General features: G+C 43.6%; 33 protein-coding genes. 1 reads left to right on the forward strand and 32 read right to left on the reverse strand.

What is annotated here, in order from left to right; all coding sequences use genetic code 11:
* Positions 1-3: 3 nt before the first annotated feature.
* The 10 genes from A4G16_RS02560 to A4G16_RS02605 are packed head-to-tail and all read right to left on the reverse strand — an operon-like array spanning position 4 to position 8,994.
* Positions 4-609, reverse strand: coding sequence for a DUF4376 domain-containing protein (locus A4G16_RS02560; RefSeq protein WP_165888572.1), 606 nt, complete (start codon positions 607-609; stop codon positions 4-6).
* Entirely contained in the window at positions 609-1,517 is a 909-nt protein-coding gene (locus tag A4G16_RS10890) for a hypothetical protein (protein WP_207951340.1), read from the reverse strand. Before A4G16_RS10890 ends, A4G16_RS02560 begins: the two co-directional genes overlap by 1 nt.
* Before the next feature lie 18 nt (positions 1,518-1,535).
* Positions 1,536-2,114: a phage tail protein gene (locus A4G16_RS02570; protein ID WP_165888573.1), complete on the reverse strand. Its 579-nt coding sequence runs from the start codon at positions 2,112-2,114 to the stop codon at positions 1,536-1,538.
* The gene (locus A4G16_RS02575) at positions 2,107-3,222 is read right to left on the reverse strand and encodes a baseplate assembly protein (protein WP_165888574.1); all 1,116 of its coding nucleotides are present in this window, start codon (positions 3,220-3,222) and stop codon (positions 2,107-2,109) included. The genes A4G16_RS02570 and A4G16_RS02575 overlap by 8 nt, the downstream gene beginning before the upstream one ends.
* Positions 3,209-3,577, reverse strand: coding sequence for a GPW/gp25 family protein (locus A4G16_RS02580; RefSeq protein ID WP_117471603.1), 369 nt, complete (start codon positions 3,575-3,577; stop codon positions 3,209-3,211). The genes A4G16_RS02575 and A4G16_RS02580 overlap by 14 nt, the downstream gene beginning before the upstream one ends.
* Before the next feature lie 53 nt (positions 3,578-3,630).
* Positions 3,631-4,167 carry a phage baseplate assembly protein V gene (locus tag A4G16_RS02585; RefSeq protein ID WP_042802629.1) on the reverse strand — a complete coding sequence of 179 codons (537 nt, stop codon included), beginning with the start codon at positions 4,165-4,167 and terminating at the stop codon, positions 3,631-3,633.
* A gap of 14 nt (positions 4,168-4,181) precedes the next feature.
* Positions 4,182-5,234, reverse strand: coding sequence for a phage late control D family protein (locus tag A4G16_RS02590; protein WP_165888575.1), 1,053 nt, complete (start codon positions 5,232-5,234; stop codon positions 4,182-4,184).
* A 3-nt stretch (positions 5,235-5,237) separates the two neighbouring features.
* A complete protein-coding gene (locus tag A4G16_RS02595; protein ID WP_042802625.1) occupies positions 5,238-5,456 on the reverse strand; it encodes a tail protein X in 219 nt (72 codons plus the stop codon).
* Complete coding sequence (locus tag A4G16_RS02600) at positions 5,444-6,391, reverse strand: phage tail protein (RefSeq protein ID WP_042802623.1); 948 nt, start codon at positions 6,389-6,391, stop codon at positions 5,444-5,446. The genes A4G16_RS02595 and A4G16_RS02600 overlap by 13 nt, the downstream gene beginning before the upstream one ends.
* On the reverse strand, positions 6,391-8,994 hold the full coding sequence (locus A4G16_RS02605; protein WP_165888576.1) for a phage tail tape measure protein: 2,604 nt from the start codon (positions 8,992-8,994) through the stop codon (positions 6,391-6,393). Before A4G16_RS02605 ends, A4G16_RS02600 begins: the two co-directional genes overlap by 1 nt.
* Positions 8,995-9,031: 37 nt before the next feature.
* On the opposite strand from A4G16_RS02605, the gene A4G16_RS02610 reads away from it, so the two are divergent.
* Complete coding sequence (locus A4G16_RS02610; RefSeq protein WP_042802621.1) at positions 9,032-9,313, forward strand: hypothetical protein; 282 nt, start codon at positions 9,032-9,034, stop codon at positions 9,311-9,313.
* 16 nt (positions 9,314-9,329) lie between these two features.
* On the opposite strand, the gene A4G16_RS02615 is transcribed toward A4G16_RS02610, so the two are convergent.
* From A4G16_RS02615 to A4G16_RS02720, 22 genes are all read right to left on the reverse strand, one after another.
* Entirely contained in the window at positions 9,330-9,449 is a 120-nt protein-coding gene (locus A4G16_RS02615) for a GpE family phage tail protein (protein WP_181966262.1), read from the reverse strand.
* Between the two features lie 29 nt (positions 9,450-9,478).
* Positions 9,479-9,760, reverse strand: coding sequence for a phage tail assembly protein (locus tag A4G16_RS02620; protein WP_165888577.1), 282 nt, complete (start codon positions 9,758-9,760; stop codon positions 9,479-9,481).
* A gap of 86 nt (positions 9,761-9,846) precedes the next feature.
* On the reverse strand, positions 9,847-10,365 hold the full coding sequence (locus A4G16_RS02625; protein ID WP_042802615.1) for a phage major tail tube protein: 519 nt from the start codon (positions 10,363-10,365) through the stop codon (positions 9,847-9,849).
* Positions 10,365-11,759, reverse strand: a complete 1,395-nt coding sequence (locus tag A4G16_RS02630; RefSeq protein WP_165888578.1) for a phage tail sheath family protein — start codon at positions 11,757-11,759, stop codon at positions 10,365-10,367. Before A4G16_RS02630 ends, A4G16_RS02625 begins: the two co-directional genes overlap by 1 nt.
* A gap of 8 nt (positions 11,760-11,767) precedes the next feature.
* The gene (locus tag A4G16_RS02635) at positions 11,768-12,262 is read right to left on the reverse strand and encodes a Gp37 family protein (RefSeq protein ID WP_165888579.1); all 495 of its coding nucleotides are present in this window, start codon (positions 12,260-12,262) and stop codon (positions 11,768-11,770) included.
* Entirely contained in the window at positions 12,262-12,702 is a 441-nt protein-coding gene (locus A4G16_RS02640) for a gp436 family protein (RefSeq protein ID WP_165888580.1), read from the reverse strand. The genes A4G16_RS02635 and A4G16_RS02640 overlap by 1 nt, the downstream gene beginning before the upstream one ends.
* A gap of 2 nt (positions 12,703-12,704) precedes the next feature.
* A complete protein-coding gene (locus tag A4G16_RS02645; protein WP_165888581.1) occupies positions 12,705-13,187 on the reverse strand; it encodes a hypothetical protein in 483 nt (160 codons plus the stop codon).
* A 56-nt stretch (positions 13,188-13,243) separates the two neighbouring features.
* Complete coding sequence (locus A4G16_RS02650) at positions 13,244-14,185, reverse strand: inorganic pyrophosphatase (RefSeq protein ID WP_165888582.1); 942 nt, start codon at positions 14,183-14,185, stop codon at positions 13,244-13,246.
* A gap of 8 nt (positions 14,186-14,193) precedes the next feature.
* The gene (locus A4G16_RS02655) at positions 14,194-15,300 is read right to left on the reverse strand and encodes a peptidase (protein ID WP_165888583.1); all 1,107 of its coding nucleotides are present in this window, start codon (positions 15,298-15,300) and stop codon (positions 14,194-14,196) included.
* A 224-nt stretch (positions 15,301-15,524) separates the two neighbouring features.
* Complete coding sequence (locus A4G16_RS02660; protein ID WP_165888584.1) at positions 15,525-15,980, reverse strand: phage virion morphogenesis protein; 456 nt, start codon at positions 15,978-15,980, stop codon at positions 15,525-15,527.
* Between the two features lie 123 nt (positions 15,981-16,103).
* Complete coding sequence (locus A4G16_RS02665; RefSeq protein ID WP_165888585.1) at positions 16,104-17,378, reverse strand: phage minor head protein; 1,275 nt, start codon at positions 17,376-17,378, stop codon at positions 16,104-16,106.
* Positions 17,375-18,811 (reverse strand): DUF935 domain-containing protein, encoded by a 1,437-nt coding sequence (locus A4G16_RS02670; RefSeq protein WP_165888586.1) that lies wholly within the window; start codon positions 18,809-18,811, stop codon positions 17,375-17,377. The genes A4G16_RS02665 and A4G16_RS02670 overlap by 4 nt, the downstream gene beginning before the upstream one ends.
* A complete protein-coding gene (locus tag A4G16_RS02675; RefSeq protein WP_165888587.1) occupies positions 18,812-20,347 on the reverse strand; it encodes a terminase large subunit domain-containing protein in 1,536 nt (511 codons plus the stop codon).
* Entirely contained in the window at positions 20,344-20,892 is a 549-nt protein-coding gene (locus A4G16_RS02680; protein ID WP_042802600.1) for a DUF3486 family protein, read from the reverse strand. The genes A4G16_RS02675 and A4G16_RS02680 overlap by 4 nt, the downstream gene beginning before the upstream one ends.
* Before the next feature lie 8 nt (positions 20,893-20,900).
* Positions 20,901-21,203 carry a hypothetical protein gene (locus A4G16_RS02685; RefSeq protein WP_042802598.1) on the reverse strand — a complete coding sequence of 101 codons (303 nt, stop codon included), beginning with the start codon at positions 21,201-21,203 and terminating at the stop codon, positions 20,901-20,903.
* A complete protein-coding gene (locus tag A4G16_RS02690; RefSeq protein ID WP_042802596.1) occupies positions 21,200-21,508 on the reverse strand; it encodes a hypothetical protein in 309 nt (102 codons plus the stop codon). Before A4G16_RS02690 ends, A4G16_RS02685 begins: the two co-directional genes overlap by 4 nt.
* Positions 21,492-21,632 (reverse strand): hypothetical protein, encoded by a 141-nt coding sequence (locus A4G16_RS02695; RefSeq protein WP_165888588.1) that lies wholly within the window; start codon positions 21,630-21,632, stop codon positions 21,492-21,494. The genes A4G16_RS02690 and A4G16_RS02695 overlap by 17 nt, the downstream gene beginning before the upstream one ends.
* Positions 21,625-21,906, reverse strand: a complete 282-nt coding sequence (locus A4G16_RS02700) for a DUF2681 domain-containing protein (RefSeq protein ID WP_042802593.1) — start codon at positions 21,904-21,906, stop codon at positions 21,625-21,627. Before A4G16_RS02700 ends, A4G16_RS02695 begins: the two co-directional genes overlap by 8 nt.
* Positions 21,907-22,128, reverse strand: coding sequence for a DUF2644 domain-containing protein (locus A4G16_RS02705; protein WP_042802591.1), 222 nt, complete (start codon positions 22,126-22,128; stop codon positions 21,907-21,909).
* A 95-nt stretch (positions 22,129-22,223) separates the two neighbouring features.
* Positions 22,224-22,766 (reverse strand): N-acetylmuramoyl-L-alanine amidase, encoded by a 543-nt coding sequence (locus A4G16_RS02710; RefSeq protein WP_165888589.1) that lies wholly within the window; start codon positions 22,764-22,766, stop codon positions 22,224-22,226.
* 80 nt (positions 22,767-22,846) lie between these two features.
* A complete protein-coding gene (locus tag A4G16_RS02715; protein ID WP_042802588.1) occupies positions 22,847-23,356 on the reverse strand; it encodes a hypothetical protein in 510 nt (169 codons plus the stop codon).
* Positions 23,357-24,391, reverse strand: a complete 1,035-nt coding sequence (locus tag A4G16_RS02720; RefSeq protein ID WP_165888590.1) for a hypothetical protein — start codon at positions 24,389-24,391, stop codon at positions 23,357-23,359.

Genomic DNA, 24,391 nt, shown 5'->3' on the forward strand with positions numbered 1-24,391 from the left:
GATTTACTCCCCTAAAAACTCTTGATAGGTTTTGCTCCAGCCACCAGAATAATCGTAGGCTAACGGGTCATTTGATTGCTCAACCGCTGCTTTGTGGCGCAACGCATTAGCGTGGTTGCTTGTCTTGGCTGCCATTAATGCTTGCCAAATTAACATCAGTTTATCTTTGTTAATCATCAAAATTGAATTATCCGCACAGGTCCACGCAATATCCATATCACCAAATAAGTCGTAACTTGCTTTGACAGATAAGATATTACGCTCAGCGGTGGCATCGGTATCAATCCATTTCCCAACTGCATCAACGTACACGCCACCATTGATTTTACTATCACGCAAGGCATTAATAGCCTCACGCACTTTTGCAATATCATCGGCTTTTTTGATCGCTTGTTGTTCTGGGCTGATGGTCCATTTTGTGCCGTTCCAAGTATGATATTTACTTGGAGCAGTGCCTTTATCAACAATTTTTATCCCGTCGTAAAAAGGCTCAATATAGGCTTGATTGCTCTCTATAGCAGTTTCACCACGACTTTCCAAATCGTCCAAATTTGGCTCACAGTTAGAGCTGGCTAAAAAATTGCCTTTAGCATCAAAAATGTAATACATTACTTAACTCCTATTACCAGATAATTGGCACGGCTATTATCAAACTTTTTACCGGTGGCAGAATCAGTATTTGCACCTGCCTTACTATATACTCTTGCTACAACTCTACGATTATCACCTACATAACATTCTGTTTTGGTGTATCCTGTATTAGTGTTTTCAATTCGGTCTAATGCAACATCCTCACTCATGGATACAATCCAATGGCATTGACTTTCATTGTATCCGCTTGGAAGAGGTAGGATAGAACCGTTACCAACTACGCCTTTAATTACCGATATGCTATTTAATTTATTGCCCCGCTCGTAAAATGGTCGATTTGAGGTAACTCTATCTTCCAACAATTCAAGATATGTGTCAGAGTTCCAATCTGGGACTCCATTACGATATCTCACTAACACGAGATCATCACTGGTGGTATTTCTTAAGCCCACCCCATACTTTAAAACCCCGTTGCGCTTACCTAGTAATATTGACGAGATATGATCGATAGTCAGCGGTCCTGTCATCGTATCACCGGCTTTATTTACTTTTTTGCTCAACTCTGTCAATAACGTATTTTTTAGATTACCGTCACTACCTAATGCGACTGCAATTTCTGCCAGAGTGTCTAATGCGGCAGGAGCCGAGCCGACTAATGCAGCAATTGCAGCCTTAACGTATGCGGTAGTTGCCAATGTTGTGTCATTGACACTCTGTTCTGGTGTTGGAGCTTTAGGTGTGCCTGTAAAGTTCGGGTTATGTGTTGGAGCTCGTTTTTCGACTTCCGCTTTTAGGTAAGCGGTACGATTACCCAGCTGTTTAGCTTGACGGTTATCAATACCATCAGGCCCACCCATTACCGGGTCAGATGTTTCAAGTTGATAGATGCCATCAACCCATTCAGGCGTTAAAATTAAATTTGCCATAGCTTTATGTCCTCCTGCTTAGGCTGTGCCTCGGTTATATTGTCCATTACGTAATGCCTTACCGTTGTGGCGTAATGCTACGGTGCGATAATCAAGGCTCGCTAATACACAACGAGCAGGTGCAAAAACTCGTAATGTTTTGCGTAATAAATCCGCTTGGTCATTAGTAATCGCTTTTTGCAAAATTACTCGGTAATGAGCCCATTTTGAGCGGTCACCGTGGAAATAAGTGCCATCACGTACAAATGACCCATCGTGGCGTTTATCAAATAAGCCTTCGATAATCTCGACTTCACCAAATCCAAGCTGACGAATAATTTCTCGCATTGCCCAAGGTGTGCCTTTATGTCTGTGTAGCTCAACGGCTCGTTTAATTAAGTTACGTTTTGCATCATCACTTTCCGCTAGTAACCAGCCGTCATAGCCTGTTACGCTCCATTTTTCTGCGAGTAGCTCAAGGTATTCTGCAAGGACTAAATCTACTAAATTTGTCATAATTAACGACAAGTCTAACCTTGATACACTATAGCTTAAATTTGCTAAGGCGGTATATTTCAGATCTTGATTGATGATAATCGGATAGTCTAACTTAGCCATATTTACGTGTCTCACTTACGCTTAATGTGATTTTTTGGCAGTTAGCCCATTGTTGATTATTGACCTCGGTCAGAGGTGGCTGTAGCAAACGCACGTTATACACACCTACAACCTTAAGTGCTGCTTGAATATCTAACGGTACAATATCTAAGCCCAGCTTTTGAGTTCGTGCTGATAAATAGGTACGCAAAGCTTGCTCTGCATTAGCTAACACTGCTTGTTCTTGTGCAGTTTCTAACAAGTCTAACTCGGCGTTAATTTGGTATGATATCTCTTGTGCGGGTATAACTTGTACGGTATCACATAAAGTACGCCGTTTAGGATCTGCTACATAGCTTTGTACTTGACGCAGAATTGACTCACTTGGTGCACCGTTACGTGTTAACACCGCAATTTGTACTGTGCCACCTTGAGGAGTTGATATATCCACATCCGCAATAAACTGAGATACACTTAGTGCGTGGTAAGTGTAAGCCCCTGCAGTGCCACAAGTGGTGAAAGCTTCAGGTGCTAATAAGATACGTTTTCGGTAGTTATCGTCATCTTCAGTGTCAATTCCTCCACTAGTAGTATCAAGATTACTCACCGTCACAACTGAATCAGTATTTAACACTGACACAAGTTTTGAAACTCGTCCAGCCTCCCAGCCATTACCCATTTCACCTACCACATTTGCAACCGCTTCAACATCAACAAATTGCTCAGTAGCCCTTATCTGCATTTCATAAAGCGTACTAAATGATAGCGAGTCAGTCGCTTGCACAACCGTACCTACAGGAATTGTAATCGCACTATGAGAACCATTTACACTAAAACGCAACATACAGCGCGCAGCTTGATTTTCGAGACGTTCACAACCTACTTGCCCCCCACATAAATCCAATGCAATTCCCGTTGCCGTCTGAGGAAAAGTTTGACGAAATGCCTCGTTAATTCCTTTACGCACTAACAGTTCACGAAATGCATATACATTAATAATCAAGCGTTCAATATGAGCAGGTTGTAGCACTTTACCTGTGTCTTGCTCATATTTGGCAATAGTTTCCGCGACAATCTGTTTTACATCTTCGGGGACTACGGTAATATCATAACGGCTACTGATTTCCATAATTGAACTCCGTTGAATAGATTTGTTTAGCCACATCATCAGCTACACACCATTTCACATTAAAGAAAAAGTGCGGTGCCGTACCGCTAATCTGTACTTCTTGCACAATTACCCTTTTTTCCCACTTATCAATAGCGACAAAAATTTCACGCACCATATTCGGCACTGCAATATCAAAGGGTTGGTCAATATATTCGAAATGGTCTGAACCAAAATCAGGGCGTAGCACATCAGTTCCTTTGCGCGTTGAAAGGATATTGATAATGCATTGATGAAGGTCATCTTCGCCTTGAATCGTCTTCACGCCATCTGGGGCAATTTGCCAGTGTGTGTATTGAGGAGTATTTATATTCATAGCCGCAGAATAGCGGCTAGTGAGGAATTTAGATTTTAAACTAGTTTAATAAACTACTTATTCGGTTCCGGACCACCACCGTGTTTATGTGTGCCAAGCTCAACTGAGCCTTGTTTCACAACAGGGGCTGATACTTCCTCGTCTGATGTAATTTTGCCTGTAGCGTGTAATGTACCATTCACAACTGTGTTTGCATTAATCGTTGCACCTCCTTTTGCAGTTGCCGTTAAATGACCATTGGTATTTACGACCACATCACCTGTTTTACGATCATGCGAAATCACTGTGCCATTTTTAAATTTATGTAACCACATATCACTATCTGCAACAGGCACAGGGTCTTGTTCATTGTAAATCGTACCAAGTACGTAGCCACTTTCACCTCGTGCATCTAAAATCATTGCGACTAACTCGCCCACGTCGGGTAAACCATAAAAGTGATTGCCGCCCGCATTAATCGTAAAAAACGGTAACCATGCTGTCTCAAAATCTTCCAAAGCAGGAATTGTCGCTTTAATTCGATGAGTTTTTGGGTCAATTTGGCTCACAATCCCTTCTTGATAGGTTGCGCTAAAGTTATGTGTATTCATTTGCAAAAGAACTCCTATAACGTACCGCTTGTAAAAGGAAAATCTTCAATAAATTCTAACATTCTCACCTCTAAATCGGTGGTGTAACCTTGATTACGACTATAATTATGCCGAGCTGATTTAATTAAATATTTACCACTAAACATACCCAGACCAGTTAGCAAAACTGTATTACCTGCAACAAGTTTGGGATTACCAATCACTGTAATGTTGCCTGCTTGCTGATCATCATTTTGTGCTGATAGAGCTGCATCTGCACGAGCATCTATCTGAGCTTGACTTTCACCACGTGTGACAATTTTTAATGTATCTGCATTGCTTGCTTTAGCTTGTTTCTTACGTGGGCGTTTGGGCTTACTTTTTTTCTTAGCCGACAGAGCTTTCTTTCCCTGCACATCCATACCACGCACTTCAACTTTTTCTACTGTATCTTTAATACGATCACGTAAGCGTAATTTTTTAATATTACCCAAATCTAATGTAGCGACAGGAGATCGTTCTTCTAAGCTCTTCATAGTAGTAAATACAAGGGTTTTGCCAACAATCTTAAAACTATGTCTATATTCGTGAGCCAACCTCGTTAGGAACTCTACATCACGCTCTTGATATTGTGTTACCCGTTTAATCGGAATATTGGCAACAGTTCCTGTTACATTTAACTTAAGATTCTTGGCAACTTTTCGTACTATATTTGCCAGTGTTGTATTTTCGTAAGCTTTTGGTTTAAGAGTCCTATTAGCACGTGTAATTCCTGTACTTAATGCACGAATAGTCACAACAGAACCTGACTGTTTTTCATAATTCCACTCAATATCATCAATCTCAAATGCACCTAAGCTAACTAGGTTTTCCCCTAAATAACCCAATTGAGGTTTTAATTCGTCCCCCTGAGTAGGGAACCATGTATTAATCCATTTACGCTCAATATCCTCAAAAGTTACTTGCAATTCATCAGATTGATCACTTAAATGGTCCGTGTAAGTTAGTGAAATCAAGTGTGGTTTGATATTGTGGGTAATTTGCTTTTTGCCGTAGAATAACTCAAAAGTCGGTGTTTGAACTTGCATAACTTACTCCTGTAACCACGGTGGTAAGTCAACTTGTGATGTTGCCTTAACTTCAATCACCGGTATAAATAAGATTTTTCCCATCGGCAATACTTCACAAAATGGAATATGTGGATTGGCATTGATAAGACGATTAATTTCACCTACATCACTATAGTAGCGATAAGCGAGTAAATCCCAGCGCTCTCCCTCTTTAATATTATGCTGAATTACACTGTCCATTTAGTTGTCTCCTGTGGTTTTGGTTCATCGGCCCGAATAGCTATCCATGCAGTGAGTTCTGCACTGTTTTTTGCCTGTGCGGCTACAATCTCATCCGCTGACTCAATAGCTTTTACACCAAAATCAAACCAATCTCCTAAATCGTTACTATTTAAACCTCTTTTAAATTCTGTTTGAGCCGTATTCAAAGCCTCATTAAGCTCGGTCAAACCACGCAAAAAAGGCTGTGCTGCATTTAAGCCTTGGGTTAACATTGAAAAGCTGTTACTCAATCCTACCATCTCGCCAAGTCCAGAGAGTGATGATCCAAGACTAACGAGTACATTGGGTAACTGTGCCAAGGCTTCGCTTGGGTTGCTTGCTAAAGCTCGCATAACCGATACTGCATCGCGTACATCACCAATCGTCTGCCGTACCTGCCGATAAACACGAATGCCTTTATTAACCAACTCTGAGGTTTTACTTACAAAACCGCTTAAACCCTTCGGTAGGATCGAAGACAGAGGTAGGTTGCCACCAATTGAAAGTGCAGCCCCCAATAAGCCTTGACCTGAATCACCAACAAATTCACGTAATGTGATTGATACATCACGAGCTAAGGCATTACCTTCTAGGTCTGAAAATAAAATACCGCTACTGATTTCAGTAATCACAAAATGTCCTTTAAATTGTGAGAAACCCAGTACTAGTGCTAAAGCTTCTTGCGTCTCTTTCGCTGTCAGTAGAGACTGATAACGTTGTTCTACATTACCAAGCTTGTGGTGTAATTTAAGTTGTAATGTGATTTCGGTTAGCTCCAAACCCATTGCTTGTAACTTTGGCTTACCTGCAAGCACCGAGTGTTCTGCAAAGCTAGCTAGACGACGCTCGTCAAATGCCGATGGTGCATTGAGTAGGTCGAAAGTAATATTTCCCAATAATGCGTAATTTGCCATTAGTAAGTTCTCCGTTGTTTTTGATCTACTACACGAGCCATCATCTGTTCAAATTCATATAACATGGTCGGATTTTGTAGCGCCAGCATGAGTTGCTCTTTTACATCAGCAGGAACCGTGCCATTAATGTTAATAGTGGGGCTAAAATGCACTACAATACCACCTTGGTTATTAGTTGTTGCATTATGTGTAACGTTACTTCTATTTAGTGATTCATAGTTGGCAAATAGTCCATCATTTTGCACACTTGGGTTAAAACTTGGGTGGCTAATATCTTGATTATGATTAAACCCAACAAGGTTACCAATCACATTCGCACCAAATTTAATATCATTCCAAATATCATCAAAGAATGATTTTTTCTCTGGTACAAAACTTGGCGTTGCAAGTATAGGTGGCTCAATACTTTTTAGCATAGAGGACTGCATCATGTCGCCTAGAGATTTAGTCGATTCAGCAGCTATGCTTTGTTTGTTGTCCATACCAATAGCAAGCCCCTCTACAATATTTATACCGTAGCCTTTAAATACACGACTCGGAGAGTGGATACCTAATTTCTCGGCAAACCAACCTTTAATACTTGATCCTAATTCACCAATTTTTTCTTTAGCTACCGTCCAAGCATTACTGATACCATTTACAAGACCATCGATAATATTTTGTCCAAAATTGCTGAATTGTGCAGGCAAATCAATACCAAACCAGTTAAGTACGGAAGTAAATATCGAGGTGAATAAAGCTAAGGGATTAAATGCAAGAATAATGTTTCCCAGTGCAGAAAAATTACCACTAAACAGGCTCTTTATATTCTCCCAAATGCCGGAAAACCACGAGCTTACGCCGCCCCATACTGCTGACCAAATACCAGTAATACCATCCCAAAGCGTAGAAGCAAATTGTAAAAAGCTTTCAAAGTACGGTCTTATTCCTGCCCATAAATTCTGAAAGAACCCTTTAATTGGCTCCCAGTATTGATAAATGAGCAATGCAACGGCAGCAATACCGATTAAAACGCCTACAGGGCTTGCTAACATTGCCTTACCTAAGAATAAAAAGGCTTTGCCAATTCCAAGCACTGCTTTTAGCAATACACCTCCCAATACTTTCCCTAACATCACAGCAACAGAAAATACTGATTTCAAAATGAAGGCAAAGCCTTTCAAAACACCTAAATTTATTCGGACAAAGAGCTTAGCTAATGAGATACCTAAATCGAAAATCTTCAAACCAAGCAAGCCTAAGATACGAGTTAATGCCCAGCCTATACGAAAAAATGCAGCAAAGCCTTTATAGGCTCCAAAAGAAACAAATGCGAGACCGGAAAGAAGCGCTTTGAGTGCGAAGAAACCAACAGAAGCAGTTGCAAGACCCGCACCAACTAGTATAATTTGATTAACTAACTTTTCATTACTTCCTATCCACTCTATAACTGAATAGATAACAGGCTTAATATCATTTACTACATTATTAATAAGTGGTAAAAACTTAGCACCAATCGTCACACCAAGCTCAGAAAAACTGTTTTTTAATAGCTGTAAATTATTTTCAGTTGTTGCACTACGGCTTTCAAACTCACGTTGCATTGAACCCAAATATTTCAATTCGCCTTTAGCATCGGTTTCTTGAAGTAATTGTAGCTGTCGGTTATATTCTCCCGTATTTTGAGCAAGCAACATCACATCATCGGCATATTGTTTACCGAACATTTTAGCTAATAATGGATATTGCTTATCTTTCGGTAGTTTTTTCACTTTCTCAATAAAGCTTGTAATAGCACCTTGAGCATCTTTATTCATTGCAGAAGCAAAGGATTTAGTGGTAAATCCAAGGGCTTTTAATTCGTCCTGATGTTTACCCGCTTTAAGTTCAGCAAAAGCAGACGTCATACCTTTCATTGCTTGTGCAGCAAGCTCAGGTGCTTTACCCATAGACAAAAATGTTGAACCTAATGCCGCAGCTTGATTTTCAGTAAGTCCTAGCATTCGGGTATCTGAACCGGCTCGGGTAATAACATTGACGATATCAGAGGCTTTGGCATTAGCATTATCCGAAAGATAGTTGATGGCATCACCAAACTTAGCCATCTCTTTAATTGGTTTACCAAGCACATTAGCCATAGTTGCCATTGCAGTACCTGCATCGCCCGCAGCCATATCAAATGCCACCCCCATTTTTGCAGCATCTTCGGCATATCCCAACAAATGTTCACGAGCGATACCGGCTTGACCACCGGCTGCTACAATTGCAGCAATCTCTTCTCCAGCCATAGGAATAGAACGAGTCAATTTAAGAATATCTTTTTCCATTTCTTTAAATTGTGCTGGAGTGTCGAAATTCACAACCTTTTTCACATCAGCCATCGCACTTTCAAATTGCATTGCAGGCTGAGCAAGCCCCATAATGGAAGAGCCAATTGCTGTTGTAGTTGAGATTGCGCCACCAATACCCTTAATAACCCCTACACCCAAAGCACCAAATTTTGCCTGAGTAGATAAAGAGTTATCTTTTAGTACATTTAACTCATTTTTTAATCCTCTTAGTGCACTAACTGCACCACCAATAGAAGCGCCAATAACTAAAGATATTGCTAAATTTGACGACATAATTTATAGTTCCGATAAGTCGTTAGGAGAAAAGACTATGTTGAAATTTTTTGATACTGTTTTTCTGATTGTAGGAGCGATTGTTCTTGCATTTATTGCGATTGGCTTTGTCATGTACGGATTAGTCACTTTCCCGAAAATGGCTGGAATGTTTATGGTAGGCATAGGGATTATGATGAGCTTATTTTACCTAGTAAAATTGACTAAGAAATCTGCTCAAACAAACCAAGAACCACCCAGACTTTTACAAGCAAAAAACCTAACATTACGTAAAATACAAAACAAAATTTGGGATAGCTTCCGTAAAGAAGCTCAATAATGAAGATGAAAAGCCGCTAAATAGCGGCTTTTATGTATTTAGCATCAACTTGACGACGAGCCTGTTTTAGCCACCGCTCAATCTCTTCTAATGTCATTTCTTCAACTTCGCTCGGTTGCCATCCATACCACCACATCAGATCTGCAAGTGCTTTATCTAGCTCCTCTAAGCTGACTTTCCCTTTTGCATCTCTTTCAAAATGGCTTGTAACTTGGAATAGTCTGCAATATCCAATTCGGCAATATCTTCTATCGTCAATCCGGTAAGAATAGCGAGCAAGTAAAACTCTTGGTCAGCTTCATTTTTTTGGCTTTGGGCAGTACGCAAGTCTTTTGCTTTAGCACGACGTATTTTTAGCTCTGTAACATCGTTGCTATGACCGTCTTTGATAGGGAAATCCAATGTAACTTTACGAAAGATCGCAATATCATTTAATTTTTCAGACATAATAAAAACTCCATAGGTTGTGGTTAATCAACGCTATGGAGTTTAAATTTTCAGAGCTAAAACAGCTTTTAAACTGGTTTAAGGATTTAGCCACCGATATTCGAACGGAATTTTTGTAAAATATCCTGTCCTGCTACGCGGTATTGGTTGGAGAACGCGTCGTAGAACAGCACCTCTTTGCCGTCAATCACTTGCTTGATGTTTTTCACTTGATAAGCCATGGGGTATTCCGTCGGCTCTTTTTTATATTCGCCCACGTTGAACTTGTTAAAATCCACGGTCATCGTGATAACCAACGGGACTTCCGCCACCACACCAAGTGAGTTAAAGGCTTGCACATTGGCACGCACCATCAGTTGGTTGCTCTTAAACGGATTGTAGCCGAGAGCAGCCACCTCGGGGTAGAAACCGTCCCATGTAATTTCGCCTTCAAGCGCATTGACTTTATTCGGCAATTTGATTTTGCCGATTAAGCCAAGGTTATCGTGTTCGACAAACTCCACCTCAAATTCCGGTGTTTTTACCGTTTTAGCGCGCCCCAAGTGATTATTGCCGTTGAGGTAGATATTGGCATTGGCAACTTGGTTAATTACAGCAGTGGTCATTATTTACCTCCTCGGCTGCTTAAGTTGATCAAGTATTTACGTGTTACCACGCTAGTGTTGGTAATGCGTTCTGCCGGTGGTTTTGGCGTGAAGGAATACACAATCGGTACATTGCCTTTACTGAATGCATCGGTTAAATCTGCTTCTGCATCAAGGCTGACATCAAAGCCTACAATCGACTTCAGCGTACCCATATAGGTTTCCACCGTACCGAGCAAACTATCCAGTAAGGCATCATCAATCGGTAAATCCACAAACTGTAGTTCCACCCGACGAATGCTTTCATCAATCAAGTCCGCCGTGCGTTGCACCACTTCAAAGTTGCTGATATGACTCACGGCTGGGAAACACGCCAAGCGGTTGCCCCATAGGCGGAAGCCCGTCCCGTAGCTGTTAAACACCGTGGTAATCCCCACCGCATTTAAGCGGTTGGTTTCAGACTGAATATCATCCACCCGAGCCGTCAGCGGAATTTCTACCCCAATCACCCCTTTTAGCTGACGGTTGGAAGTCGAGAACCAGTAGCCGTGTTCCACATCGGTTTTCATTCGTAGCCCTGCCGCGTGGGTGGCTAAACTTTCAAGGTTGTTACGTTCGCCAAGCACGTGTGGGAAGAATAAATGTGTCCGATCACTGGAGGTTTTAAAGTTAATCGTGCCTTCCGGGCCGCGACCTGCAAGTGCTTGTGCAAGGGTTGTTCCTTTCGGAGCTTGCACATAGGCAATCGCATTAAGCTGCCCTGCAAGGGTCTCTAACGCCGTTGCCATGGTTGCACTGGTGTCAAACTGTGGGCAGATTAAAATTTTGGCATCGCTCCCAAACAGGTTAAAACCGGCACGCAACAGCTCAAAACCGGTGCGCTTACCTGTTGCCGTATCAATGCCGCCTTTCACATCGTCTTCGGTGACTTTGCTTGGGTCGGCAAAGGTATAACTTGCTGTGAGGTTTTGTTGCACACTGTGTAATTTGATTTCACCGCTAAGTAAATCTGCCGTGTAATCACGTCCGCTGACTAACACACCGCTGTCACTATTAAGAGATAACTCCAACAAACCGGCATTTGCCGTTTGTGCCATCAGCGTATCTTTATCCACACGCAAGACTTCGCTGCTGACCACCGTGCGGTGGCGCGCTGGGTCAAGTACGTTGATAACATACACTTGCCCTGCGGCATAGCGGCTTAAAATATCCAGTGCGTTCGGCAAACTGTAGCCTTTATCTAACACATTGCCGAATTGGGCAAAGTCTTTTTTCAGCATACAGAGTTTCAGCTCATTGACTGCACCGATAGGGGCAGTGCCGACAATGCCGATAATCGCCCCATCGACGGTATAAACCGGCACAGACCCGCCGTTAATACGCTTGGTTTCCGTGCCGTGATGAAATTGAGACATAGCTCCTCCTATTTAGGTTTTAATTGCGGGCTTAAGGGTTGCCCGTCTTGACGAGGGATAAGGTTTGCAAATTTCGGGCTGTTTTTGACCGCTTGTTGTTCCACTTGCACGGTTTCACAGGCGGCTGCCAGTTGGTATATCCAAATACCGCTGGTGTGCTCGTCGAACTGCTCATCGACCAAATAACAACCTTGGCTATTCGGCGGTCTAAAACCGACAATGGCAAGGCGCAGGCTGTCGAGCAGCTCTACTGCACCAAAATCATTGTGTAGATGACGGCTGATGACCGTCAGCACAATATGCACTGTGCGGGTTTGGATCACGGCATCGGTCGGGCGCACCGCCCCAAACTTTGAGCCTGCATAGCTAATCAAAATCGCGCCGTTCGGGTGGCTTAAGTAGTAGCCTTCGGGCTCGTCCGGCATCAGTTCCACCACCCAATCCGGAAACAGCTCGTTTAAACGGTCTTTAACCGCGTTTAAAATCGGGAGGGTTGCCGACATCAGTAGCCCTCCGTATCGACACGCTTAGCCGCTTTAACCCGATATTCGCCTTGGTCGGGCAACAGGTCGCCGTGCTTTTCATCCGGCGGATGATTGGGGGCAAGTCCCAAGTGCAGCATGCCTTTGGCGATTTGTTCCAGCTCTTTAATCGCTTGGTCGTAGGTCTCTTTCACCACCTGTGGCATCCCCTTTTCAGGGCGACGGGCATAGAGCCAGTAACGCGCCAAATACAGACCGTGATTGTGGATAACCGTCGGCACCTCACTTAACGGCAGGCGATAGCGACTACGCAATGCACTATCAATCCGCTCACAGGCAGATTGCACCGCCTGTTGCAATACCACCTCATTCGGCTCCGTGGCTCGTGGCTCATCATTACTGAGCTGGACGAGCGTGGTTTTGCTAAAGGCTTGAGTTAAATCCTCGGTGGTGAGATACATCACTACTCCTCAACCGCCTTCTCTGTCGGTTTTGCTTTGTTGCCTTTGCCGGACTTCTCCGACTTACAAGCGGTCAATTCGGCGGAGATTTTTGCAATCTCTTCTTCTTTTTCCGCCAGTGCTGCTTCTGCCGTTGCGAGTTGTTGTTCCAACTCAACCACACGGGCTTGTGCTTCTTCGGCACGTAAACCGTTTTCCGTCGCCAAGGCTTCGGCTTGAGCGTGGGCTTCTTGGCTTTCGCGCAAGGCTTGCTCTAAGGCACGTTTTTCTGCATTGGCAGCGTCTGCCATCGCCTGTGCTTTTTCTTCGGCTTCTGCTTGGGCTTTCTGACGGGCTTTAACGACTTCGTCTTTTGGCTCGAGGTAGATCGCCAGTTCGTGAAATTCGGCTTCGGTCACTTCAATCTCATCACCGATGTTGTAGTGCTTGCCGTTGTGGTAAATGGCTGAGTTGGCGACTACCGCCATAATCAATTCGTGTTTCATTGTCTGGTTCTCCGTGTCGGATTTGGTAGGGTGGGGCTTGCCCCACCGTAATAGGATTAAATACAGCCTTTAATCAGGTAACCTGCCGGTTTACCGACTAAATGCGGGCGATGAATATCAGTAGTACGCACTACCTGCACCTTACCGCCGTTTTCGTCATAGGTATCGACAAACAAGCCCCCTTTACGGCGCACGGTGTAGCCGTAAGACGGTTCGTAAATAGAGCCTTTTTTCTCGCCGGAGCTGCGCGGCACATACGCTAAAATCACGCTGTCCGTCCAAATATCTTTAATCGCGTTATTGTCTGCCGTGTCTTCATACACCGCTTCGCCAATCACGACTTTTTCCACGTTAATCAACTTGGCAAAGGTTGTCTCGTCAATCAGTGCCACCTGCACGTTTTTGATTTTATCCAGCACCGTAGGGTGTTCTTTCAGCAATGCCCAAACATCGGCAGCAATCACGCAGACATTCGGTTTGCGCCCTGTGGCACGCTTAATCGCGGTAATGCCGTTGCCGATCACCTTAAACGGATCGGAGCCTTTATCGCTGAATTTGCTGGTACCGGACAACACCACTTTGTTGCCGGTCTCATAATTGGCTTCATTTTGCGCAAGGTCGGCGATTTTTTTCTCACGCCCTAACGCAATCACATCTTGGGTGGTATTGACCGCAAAATGCTGTAACGAGAAAAAGGCCTCGCTCTCTTCACGGTAATCAATCGGGAATTCCACGTCGTTTTCGTCCAACGCCACATCAATCGAACCAATATCTTCCGGATCTAAGCGGTTGGATTTACCACGCAATTCACGCACGGTAGAAGTTAAACGGAACGCAAGGCGACCAAAAGTCGGGATTTTGCCGGCTTCTTTATCAATTTCGACCACCGGCATTAAATGCTCGCCGATTAAATCAAGATTGTGGTAGCCCAACGCAAGATTGGTTAAAACCGGATCTTGCACACGCAATTTGGACAGGTTGTAGGCTTTTTGAGTCATAGTTTCTCCTAGTTAAAAAGGTGTTTGAATGCTGTGGTGTAGTCCACCGAATGCCGCTTCATATAAGCGCGAATTTTTTGGTCGGCTTCAATGGAAGCCGGATTTGTACCTTCGGCATAGCTCACCGTGTCCGCCTCTGTCTCTGCTGCTTTTTTCGGATCAGCAACTTCGGCAAACTCGACAATTTTCGGTTGGGCTTGCAAAAAGGCTTTGGTCACGGTTAAAAGACTCTCGCCTTCGTTAAACGAAACCGTGCCACCGCCTGCCACGGTTGCGGAATGGTTGAGCAAATTCAATGCTGCTTCTTTCGCAACTGGCGCAAGTTTGCCTTCGCTAATCAGCTGCTCGCAGAAGTTAGCGTTTTCAACCTTGGTGGCTTCCAGCTCGGCTTCCGCTTTTGCCGCTTCCGCAGCGGCTTTATCGGCTTTCAGCTTGGCATTCTCCGCTTGTAGGGCAGCGATTTCTTCGGGTGTCATCGACATTTCAGTATCTCCTTTGGGGTCGGGTTGGGGTTCATTAAAAATTGGTTCATGGGAAGGTTCAGCAGACTTCATTTCTTCACGCACCACGTTGTATTGCACGTTTTCAACAAGATAATCGGGCAAGGCTTTGTCTGCTTCATCTTGCCCAAACTTGCCAATCAGCCAATCACGCAGTCGCCGAAACATCGAGGCTTCTGCCCAGTCGGCAAAATCCACCACACCTTCTTCACCTTCCGCAAATTCAGGATTGCGCAAACCTTTCACAGCAGGGGGCATCGCGCCTAAAAAACCGACGTGGCGTAGATAGAGCGAGCCTTGTTTCGGGTTGTTTGGGCTGTTAGCAAGGTAAAACGAGGCGGAGACTTTCTTAAACCGACCGGCTTCCACCATTTCGGCAAATTCAGGGTCGATTTGGTCGAATTCGGCTTTCAGCGTATCGCCGTCCAGTTGCAAGCGTTTTACCCAGCCATAGGCAGGGTGGTTATGCTGAGGGTGTCCGACAACAGCAGGGGCTTCGTGATACTCTGGCGAATAGCTTTCTACCGCCTGTTGCAAGTCTGCGGTGGTGAGGGTGATTTCAACGCCGTGCGCGTCTTTACGCGTTCCGGCTTTAAAAATTTCAATTAGGTTCATAATGCCTCCGTGATGGGAGTATTATGAAAAAAGGAAGGGACTTTTAATTTTAAACTGGTTTAAGGATTTGAAATGGGAGAAGAAAATTACAAGCGAGGCATAATTCCCTCGCTAAGAAGCCTGCTATGCGTGTTTATAAACACCCCAAAAACGCGTTGTGCTATCGTTCATCGAATTTTCAATAAAACGCACAAGCGGGCGTTTTAGGGCGTATTTTTGAAAAATTAGGATTGGCTGATAATTCGGCGGATAAAATGCTCGGTTTTTGCCAATAAATAATCCTTATTCTGCTCGCTTACCCCGAGCCACGGACGAGCCGATACGCCCGAACCTCGCCCACTTGCCTTTTGGCTTCCGAACTGGTGCAAACGGGCATATTTGCGATCAGAGCCAAAGACCACGCTGTTATCGTCTGCCCGATAGCGCAGCAGGTTTTTCAGATAGCCGTCTTTAATCAGTACCTTATCGGCATTGCGTTTTTTCTTTGCACGGTATTTCGGCGAGAGCGGTTGCCACTTCTCGCCCTCGGGCGAGGCTTGTTCTTTCTCAAAGCGTTGCTTATGGATAGTTCGCAACGCCTCGCCTAGCACGCCATAGAGCTTTTTGCCTTGTTGCAAGTTTGTAGCGGTTTGGGCTAGAGAACGGATAGCACCGTCGGCATCGAGGCGGATTTGGAGCATGGGAGTTTCTTCCTATTGATTAAAAAATAGTTTAGGAGTATAGTTATTCCAACGGTGGGGGTTTCCTACTGGAAAGGTTGCGGTTCCGCCCGTATTATCCTGTTCGAATCAGGCAAGCCACCGTTATTCCAAACTTCCCCAAAGTAACTCATACGAGTTTTTCAAATTTCCCCATTCTTTCGTTGGTTCAATTTTACTGCCGGTTCTAACCATATTCAGTTTGATACGCTCTTTTTGCTTGCTTAATTTGTCTTTAATTTGCACCTCATAGTCCATTTTAATAGCAACTTTGCCTTGGTCTGTGCTATACACAAATAGTAAGGTTGGCTGCTTTTGGCTGGTTTCCAATAAAATAGCGTCAGGTTGTTTGAGTTTTTCCGGTAACTGCTGCCAAAACTCCACTGGCAGATTAATGCCTTTGCCCTGTTTGCTGTCTCTAAGTGCGTGCAAAATATCCTCATCACGCACCGCAATTACTGCCGTTTGTGGGGCTTTATCGAGGGCTTCAAGCTTTTGAATAACCGGTCGAGGGATAGCCCCCACATACTTCATCGTGCCACGAGGTACACGCTCGCTGACCACTGTATCGACCATCTCTTTAACCGACTGATTAAGCAACGCCAATGCAGGCGGATAGTTCAGTACGTTTGAGACGGCGGATGAGGCAAATTGTGGTGGCGTATCGACCAGTTTCTGAAACAGAATTTCATCGACCTTGTGGATAGGCACTAACCGTTTCGGGTGTTCAAAACTCGGATCAACCCCTTTCGGCACACGTACAATGCGAGGGCTGCCGCTGCGTTGCCCAATCAGCTTTTCTTCCCACTCAATCGGTGGGCTTTCTGCAACGGTTTTTCCCTCGGCTTGTAAGTCAAAATCATCCAAGGCTCGCACGGTGCAGTGGCAACCGTAGGCACGTACAGGGTAGTGGTAGTCCCACCACGGGTCGTCTGCACGCAACACTTTACCGTCCCAGGCTTGATGCTCGGGGCGAGGGTGTGCGCTGTCGTTGTGTTCGTACTCCCAATAGGGCTGCACATCGGCAAGAGCTTTCTGCTGGGTATAACGCCCGTGGTTGTAGCTGGCATAAAGATTGGTGTCGTAAATAATCCGACTGCGCCAATTTCTGCCGCCGTTATATTCCCACGAATGCTTTTCGACAATTTCATCAAATCTCTTGCGGAATTGTTCCAACGTGCCACCCTGTTCAATTACTTCATCCACTGCCTTGCGAAAATCACCAACAATTTCCTGCGTATGCGCCCCTGCCACCGCAAAGGCGTAATCATGTGCTTCGCCATAGATGTCGAGATAGCTTGCCGTTGGCATATTGATTTTGCGGCGGAAGTAGTCGATTTGCTCATTAAAAGGCAAAGGTTTAGCAACACTTGTGGTCATCGCTTACCTTCCTCTTGCACTTCAAACCGTCCACGTAAATTTGCCAAGGTCAGCCCTTCGGCAAACAGTTGTGCATACTCGGCAAATTCCAACTCAGGGATAAAGTCGTCTAAAATTTGCTGGCACTCTTCAAGGCTACCGGCCATATCCAACTTCGCCCGAATGTTGGCAATATTGCTGTTAAGTGGATGGCTTGCCAGTTCGCCCATTTGGTCGATGATTTCGTCAATCGGTTTGCGTTTGTGAGTATGAGGCTCACTAAAATTTGCAAATTTTGGCGTAGTACCGACCGCTTGTTGCGTTGTAGCCAGCTCAATATCACCTTTTTCAAAGCCATAGGTGCGCTCCAAATACTGCTGCGAAAACCGTACACCTAATCCAAAGAGTTTTTCATCGCGTCCAACTAATACCGTATCAATTTCTTCTTGTTCATAAAACTCAAACCTCGGTAGGGTCTCGACCGCAAAGTTGTAGTGGCAAATCCATTGCAGCAACTGATTGAGAGTTTCCTCAATCATTGCCTTGTCATCATTGCGAATATCTTCCACCACTTCCAACCCTGCTTGTGCTGAGGCTCGGTTACTGTCTTGTTCGGTAGTTTGGTTTTGTCCAAGCAAGGCAATATTAATTTCGCCCTTACAAAAATTTAAAAATCGTTCATAACTGTCGCTGGATGTACCTTTCCCGGCAGCTTCTAAAATTTCTACAGAGCTATCGTTTGGTACGACAGCAATTGCTGTACCAATCATTGCTTCCAAACTGTCAGCAAGGGCTTCTTTATCCGGCTCGGCAGTTTGGCGCGGATGTTTACCAACCAACCAAGGCGAGCCATATTTCTCCACAAATTCCAACCAAAATTTAAAACCACCTTTCTTAAAAGTTGCTGCCCAAAAGCAGAGCGAGAGATCGCCTAAGCCGTAGGGGTTGTCCTGTGTGGCTTCTTGGGTGGTGAGCAAAAATTTATGTTCCGGCAACAGCTCGCCTTCCAGCCAGCTATCCTTGGTACGAAAACGTAATCGGTTCTCCTCATCAAACACAAACCATTCCGGCTTTTTGCCCACAATCGCCGTTGGGATAATCAGATCGCTTTGCTTTGCCCACATCACCTCGCTAACTTGATAGCCAAATAACGAGGCATTAAGCATTTCGGTAATGATATGATTTAACGGCAAGGCTTCAAAAATCGCATTTAACGCCTCATCAATTTTCGTGTTGTTCGTGGTGGTAATCCGCCAGTTCAGTCCTTTGATAGCCGCTTTTCGGCGGCGAACGCCGGAGCGAACTTGCCCGTCGGAAAGCAGCTCACGGTAAGTAGAAATATCCTTACCCATTTTTTTGAGTACAGGATCAGGGTTTGGCAGGTAATAGCCAAACGACCAGCCGTCAAAGCTGCGGGCACGGGTGGCAATTTCATTGATAAGATCTTTTTTCATTTAGTATCCTTTGCTTAACGATTGACTACGTCGCGGTTTGCGAGCCAGTGGACGCACCGGCATTTGAACAAGCTGACGGCTCGCATAATGTGCAAGTAACAGAGATATTGCTGTATCTCCATGGCGTTTATTCTTACCACCATCAACACTACGAACGCGTTTATCTGGAATGCGTGGCACGCCTCGTACAATTTCAAAGGCTCGTAAATCGGCAAGTACATCCGCATTTTTAGGTATTTTGGTTAGTGTGCCGTCTTCCAGTGCTGCTTTAAATGGAGCCGTATTTTCCTTGTACCATTTTTCGGTGAGATGAATGCTGTGAACCAAATCGGTGCCGAAGGCATCACGTGCTTTTTCTGCCAATGCACCACCATTACCACCACCATCAAATGCAGCCCCCGAGAACATCGGGAGGCGTTTTAAAATGTAAAGTACAATCTGTTCCTGTTGGGCATATGGCATATTACCCAGCTCAACAATAAACTGAATTTCATTGGTTAAGTTTGGCTGTTGTGCAGCGATAGCTAAGGATGTTAAGTCACCTTTTCGAGCAAAATCCTCGCCTACAAAATGTCGTTTAGATTTATCCAAATCATCTAAAAGAGGTTGAATTTCCTCTTTAAGCCATAGATCAATTTCTTTGGCGCGAACAGGCTCATCTATTAACTCAAAATCTAGAGACATCTCTTTACGAATAAGTGGTGTATGTGAGTGCATTTGGCTTTCAATTAAGGCTCGGGATAACCACTTACCTCCAGAGTTTTTAGGTATGCAATCTAATTCTTCTGATGCATCTTCACCATAAGAAGCCCGAATACCCGTTTCCCATTCAATTTCACCCTCTTTCGTATAAGGGCGATTGGTGCGTAAGCAAATACGCTCATACAAACCGTCTTCCATCGCATCACGGAAAGTAATAGTATGTAAGCTATAAGGCTTTTTACCCTCTCGAATTTCTTGGCATAACTCATTGAATGGGTTATCTACGCCATCGTGGGTGCTGATAATATGAACTTGACCACCCCACATTAAGAGAGCCATTGCGGCTTTAAGTAATTCACTTAAACAAGGGTGGAATGCGGCTTCATCAATAATGACTCGTCCCTGCTTACCACGCAGATTTGAAGGGCTACTGGACAGAGCAGTAATACGCCAGCCACTGGCAAAACGGATAGTGAAAGCTAGAATACTTTCTTCATCTTTTCCCTCTTTGAACACCTCTTGGGTTTCTTCTATCTCGCTTGCAGCAAGTCCGTAAAATTTCGCCCAGTTAGCACAATCCCGAATAAATTCGAGTGCCATATCTTTGTTATAGCCTACATACCATATATCCATACCGTTGGCAGACGCAGCTAATAAAGCACTGTCGGCGCCTTCCGCCCAAGTTAGACCGATACGGCGAGATTTCTCAGCTACTTTCACATAGCTGGTATCGGCACACCAATCTTGCTGATAAACCAGTAAGACCATTGGCGTACGGGACATCACCTTGGTAATGGGATTAAGCTCAAATTCTACGGTTTTCTGTTTTGTCATTTGGTTGCAATACCTAAAATTTTGCGGCGAATTTCATTCGCAACATCGTCACTTAAACCGCCTTTTTTCACGACTTTTTCTACGTCTTTTGCTGCTTGTTCGGCACGTTGTTTCACTTCTGCTTGATAAGTTTTCAATTTGGTACTGGCTTGAATAAGTGAGGCGATATTTTTGCCTGCGAAACTTAACGCTTGGAATTTTTCCATTGGAGACATTTCTTCACTTTGAGCATCCTCAATTTCAACCAATGCCTCAAACAGAGAGGACTGCAGCATTCCCATTAAGGCTTCGCTGCGTTTGTCATCTTTATCTTCCGCACCTTCTGCGATAATCCGTGCGGCTTCTGTACTTTGTTTTATGGCTTTAAATCGACGCTCAATTTTTTGTCCATAGCGATGAATAGCAGATTTGCTGATAACAAATCCTTTTTCTTTCAGTAAATTTTCTAACTCAATATATCCACTGAAACCATTCTCAGTTAGAGCTCTTTCAAGCCAATGTCGAACATCTTCGGGCAATTTTTCAATACTGGATCTCGGAGCCATTATTCCTCCTATGCCCAGTATTTTTCAGGGCGGGCAATACCGGCTTGGCAGTCGATGGTATATTCCACAATATCGACACCTAAGCGGTTGATGTCGGCATACCATACGCCGTGCGGTGTTTTGTTCAGTTCAATCAACTTGCGGTCTTGCAGATATTCCAACTGCTGACGCAATTCAAGTGCAGTTACATCAGGGTAAATGCCACGCATTACATCTAACAAAAACTGCTCACTTGTGGTATAAGGCATTGCCTTGTGCAGCACATTCAGCAACTGCCAACGCATTCCTTCACGACGAGCTTTTTCCATCATTTGGTACTCTCCATTTTGTATAGGTCGGTTAGGGTTTTATGCACTGCATCAAGTTTTGCCTCAATAATTGCTTGCCCACGGATATAGTCTTCGCGTAACACATAATTCAGGGGCAAGGTGGCGTTCAGATTGTGGACTTGATGCTCTAAATCCTCCACCTTGTCGAGAGTTTTCTGTTGCTGTTGGTAGCGTTCGTTTAGCTGGCTCTGAAATTGGCTCATTAAGAGTTTGGCAAAACCAAAGCAGCAACCCAAAAACGACAACAGCAAGCCGACTAAATGCCAAAAATCAACGTTGATTGTCATTGGCTTGCTCCTTACAAATTTCTCGGTAGGTGGCGTTATGCACCATAATCTGCCGTAGGGTTTCGGTGGTGTCTTGGCGACTGGCTTTAATCACGCCAAAACCGGCACAGCTCGGGTTAATCACGGAGATCGTTGGACTGCTGCAAGCGCTCAAGCACAGAAGTGCGGTCAGAAATACGAGCATTTTCTTCATTTTGCTTCCTTGTTTGATGATGTTTTATTTGGGTTTGAGCCACTGTTTTTTCCGCTTGTAACTGCGTGTTTTGGGCGGTGAGCTGTTGATTTTGTTGCTCTACCGCTTCAATCTTGCGTTCGGCACGGTAAGACTGCCATTTAAACCACGCTGATATGGAGAGCAAACAAGCTCCAATAATTAAAGCTAAGGTTAATGAGATCATCTATTCCCCCTTATGTGATTTGATAGCGTTGGCAAATCCTTTGGTTGCCACACCGCCGCCGCAAAAAAGGGCGAAAACCGTAAATAATTCCGCTACGTTGGCTCGGTCTAAATAGACTGAGTAAGCCAAAATAATTGCCATCAAAATTGCACCAAAAAATTGGATAAATGCTGTTGTGGATAATCTGCCGTTATCATTGGTAATTAATTCTTTGAAGCCCATTATCGCCCCCATACCAAGTAAAAATAGGTTGCAGCCGTACGACCTCCATTTAGTCGTTTGTTGCGCTTAGCGTTTTTGCTCATTTTTCTCATTGATTATTCCTTAAATAGATGATCGACATTGATAACTTGCTCGCTATCCAGCCAGCTCCACACATCAAAACAAGGGCAATCTTTCAGCCATTCATTCGGGCTGATAGTGCCATCTCCGTTTAAGTCCGGCGATAAATCTCGGTGTCCGCAGATACGGGCTTCGGGATAATCGCTTTCTAATTTGCGTAATAAACGATGCAAGGCTTGCCACTGTTTTTCAGTGTACTCGCCGTGGTTGCGTTTGTCTTTGGTTACACCGCCGACTAAGCAAATGCCAACCGAGTGCATATTGTGTCCTTTGACATGAGAGCCGATTTCGCCCACTTTTCGCCCTGTTTCAACCGTACCATCTGTATCAATTACATAGTGATAACCAAGGTGTTTTAAGTGCGGATTAAATGCGATGAGATTAGAATAAGTACGCTTAAACCCACGCCCTGCGTGCCAGCTGTCAATTACTTGCGCAGCAGTTTGGGTTTTATTACGTAAGGACTTGCCGTTTTGAGTGGCTGAGCAGTGGATAACAATTTTTTGGATTTGAGGCATAAAAAAACTCCTATCAATGTTGGTTGATAGGAGTTTAATAAATAAGGTTTAAAAGTGATTTTAAACTGGTTTAAGGAAAATTATCTACCCATTAAATGATCAATGTTATTTTGCCTTGCAGTATCTATTTCAGCTTGCCGTTTCAACATATCAGCTGGTATTAATGTGATGAAAACAGTCCAAATCTGCCAAAATGTTAGACAACATAAGATAAAAAAACTACTAGCCCGTAAATATCCTTTATATTCCAACAATGCAGGAATCTGTTTTAATACAGGAGCCAAAATTCCAATCAACAAAATCAAGCAAAGAATAACTGTTGAATTAACAATAGGTGAAAATAATGAACCAAAACGGGTATCAGAGCTAGCTTGAGTTGTAATACGCTCTCGAAAAGGAGCCCTAAGTTTTTCAGGATACACAATAGCAAACCACGCCCCAACAACTGCAAAAATAATTGAAGCTGTTGTGCGTAGTGTTTCGTAAAGTCCCCATTGCTCGGAGAATGTTATTTTATCGCCCACAAAATATGCTGCACTTGCAGAAAGTGCAAATGATAATACTAGAACGATCTTTTCACATAGTGCCATTTAACTAATCACTGATAATATTGAACTTTTCTTACTTTCTAATTCAGAAAGCAATGCGGTTATATTACCAAATGAATTTTGTTCCGTAAATGATAGAGCAAGCTCTCCTTCCCATTTTACAGCTGCATGACTGAACCAATGCTGTTTATCTCCAATCTTGAAACCATAATCAAGACTTTGCCAGCTATCAACTTCTTGTTCCCACTCATCAAATAAACCTTGAACTTCAGCTTTAGTTAAACCATTCACTGAGACTTCAGCCTTAACATTAAAATCTTGATTAGATGACAATTGTTGTGGTAAGCCGGTAAAAAGTCCTGTTACTTTTTGGAACATACTTAAACTAGTAGGGTTTAAATAACTACAAGTTGCTTTTTTAGTGACTTTCTTAATTTGAGGAGCTTGTCGTTTTAATAATTCTAGTTCTTGTGGTTTCGGATAAATGCAGCTATAAAAGCTTGGTGGATAATGAAATACCTTTTCATGAGTATCGGTTGGATCAGCACTATATCCCTTGATTTCCAATATTTTTGTTTGTTCGTTTAACTCTTTTACTACATAAGATGAGAACTGGCACATAAATTGCTTTATATAGGCTTCCATTGCTAAACGCCCATTCACATTAGTATTAAAACAAATGGTTGCAAATACTTTTGATCGTGGGATAAACCAGAAATATGTAGGATAACCAGGAATAGAGTCGGCTTTAATTGAATTTGCGTCAGCGTGCTGAATCTGTCCAAATTTAGCTCTATTTGGCAATGATAAAACACCTGAGTCAGTATGTGGAACTTGATTCCATAATACCATAATAGCAGAGTCAGGTGTTGATTTTAAATCCGCAAGGTAAGTACATAGACTTTGCTTATTCTTGTTTTGAAAAATATCAGTATCGACAAGATCTTTACCATCTGCCCAATTCTTAAGTTGTTCTAACATATCCTGAACACCTAGAAACAATGGTTGCGTTCCATTTCCTTTTCTTGCGTATAGCCCACAGCGTTGAATATCATAAAAAGTAATTTGTGCTTGCAT

The sequence above is a fragment of the Mannheimia granulomatis genome (assembly GCF_011455695.1).
GTDB lineage: Bacteria > Pseudomonadota > Gammaproteobacteria > Enterobacterales > Pasteurellaceae > Mannheimia > Mannheimia granulomatis_A.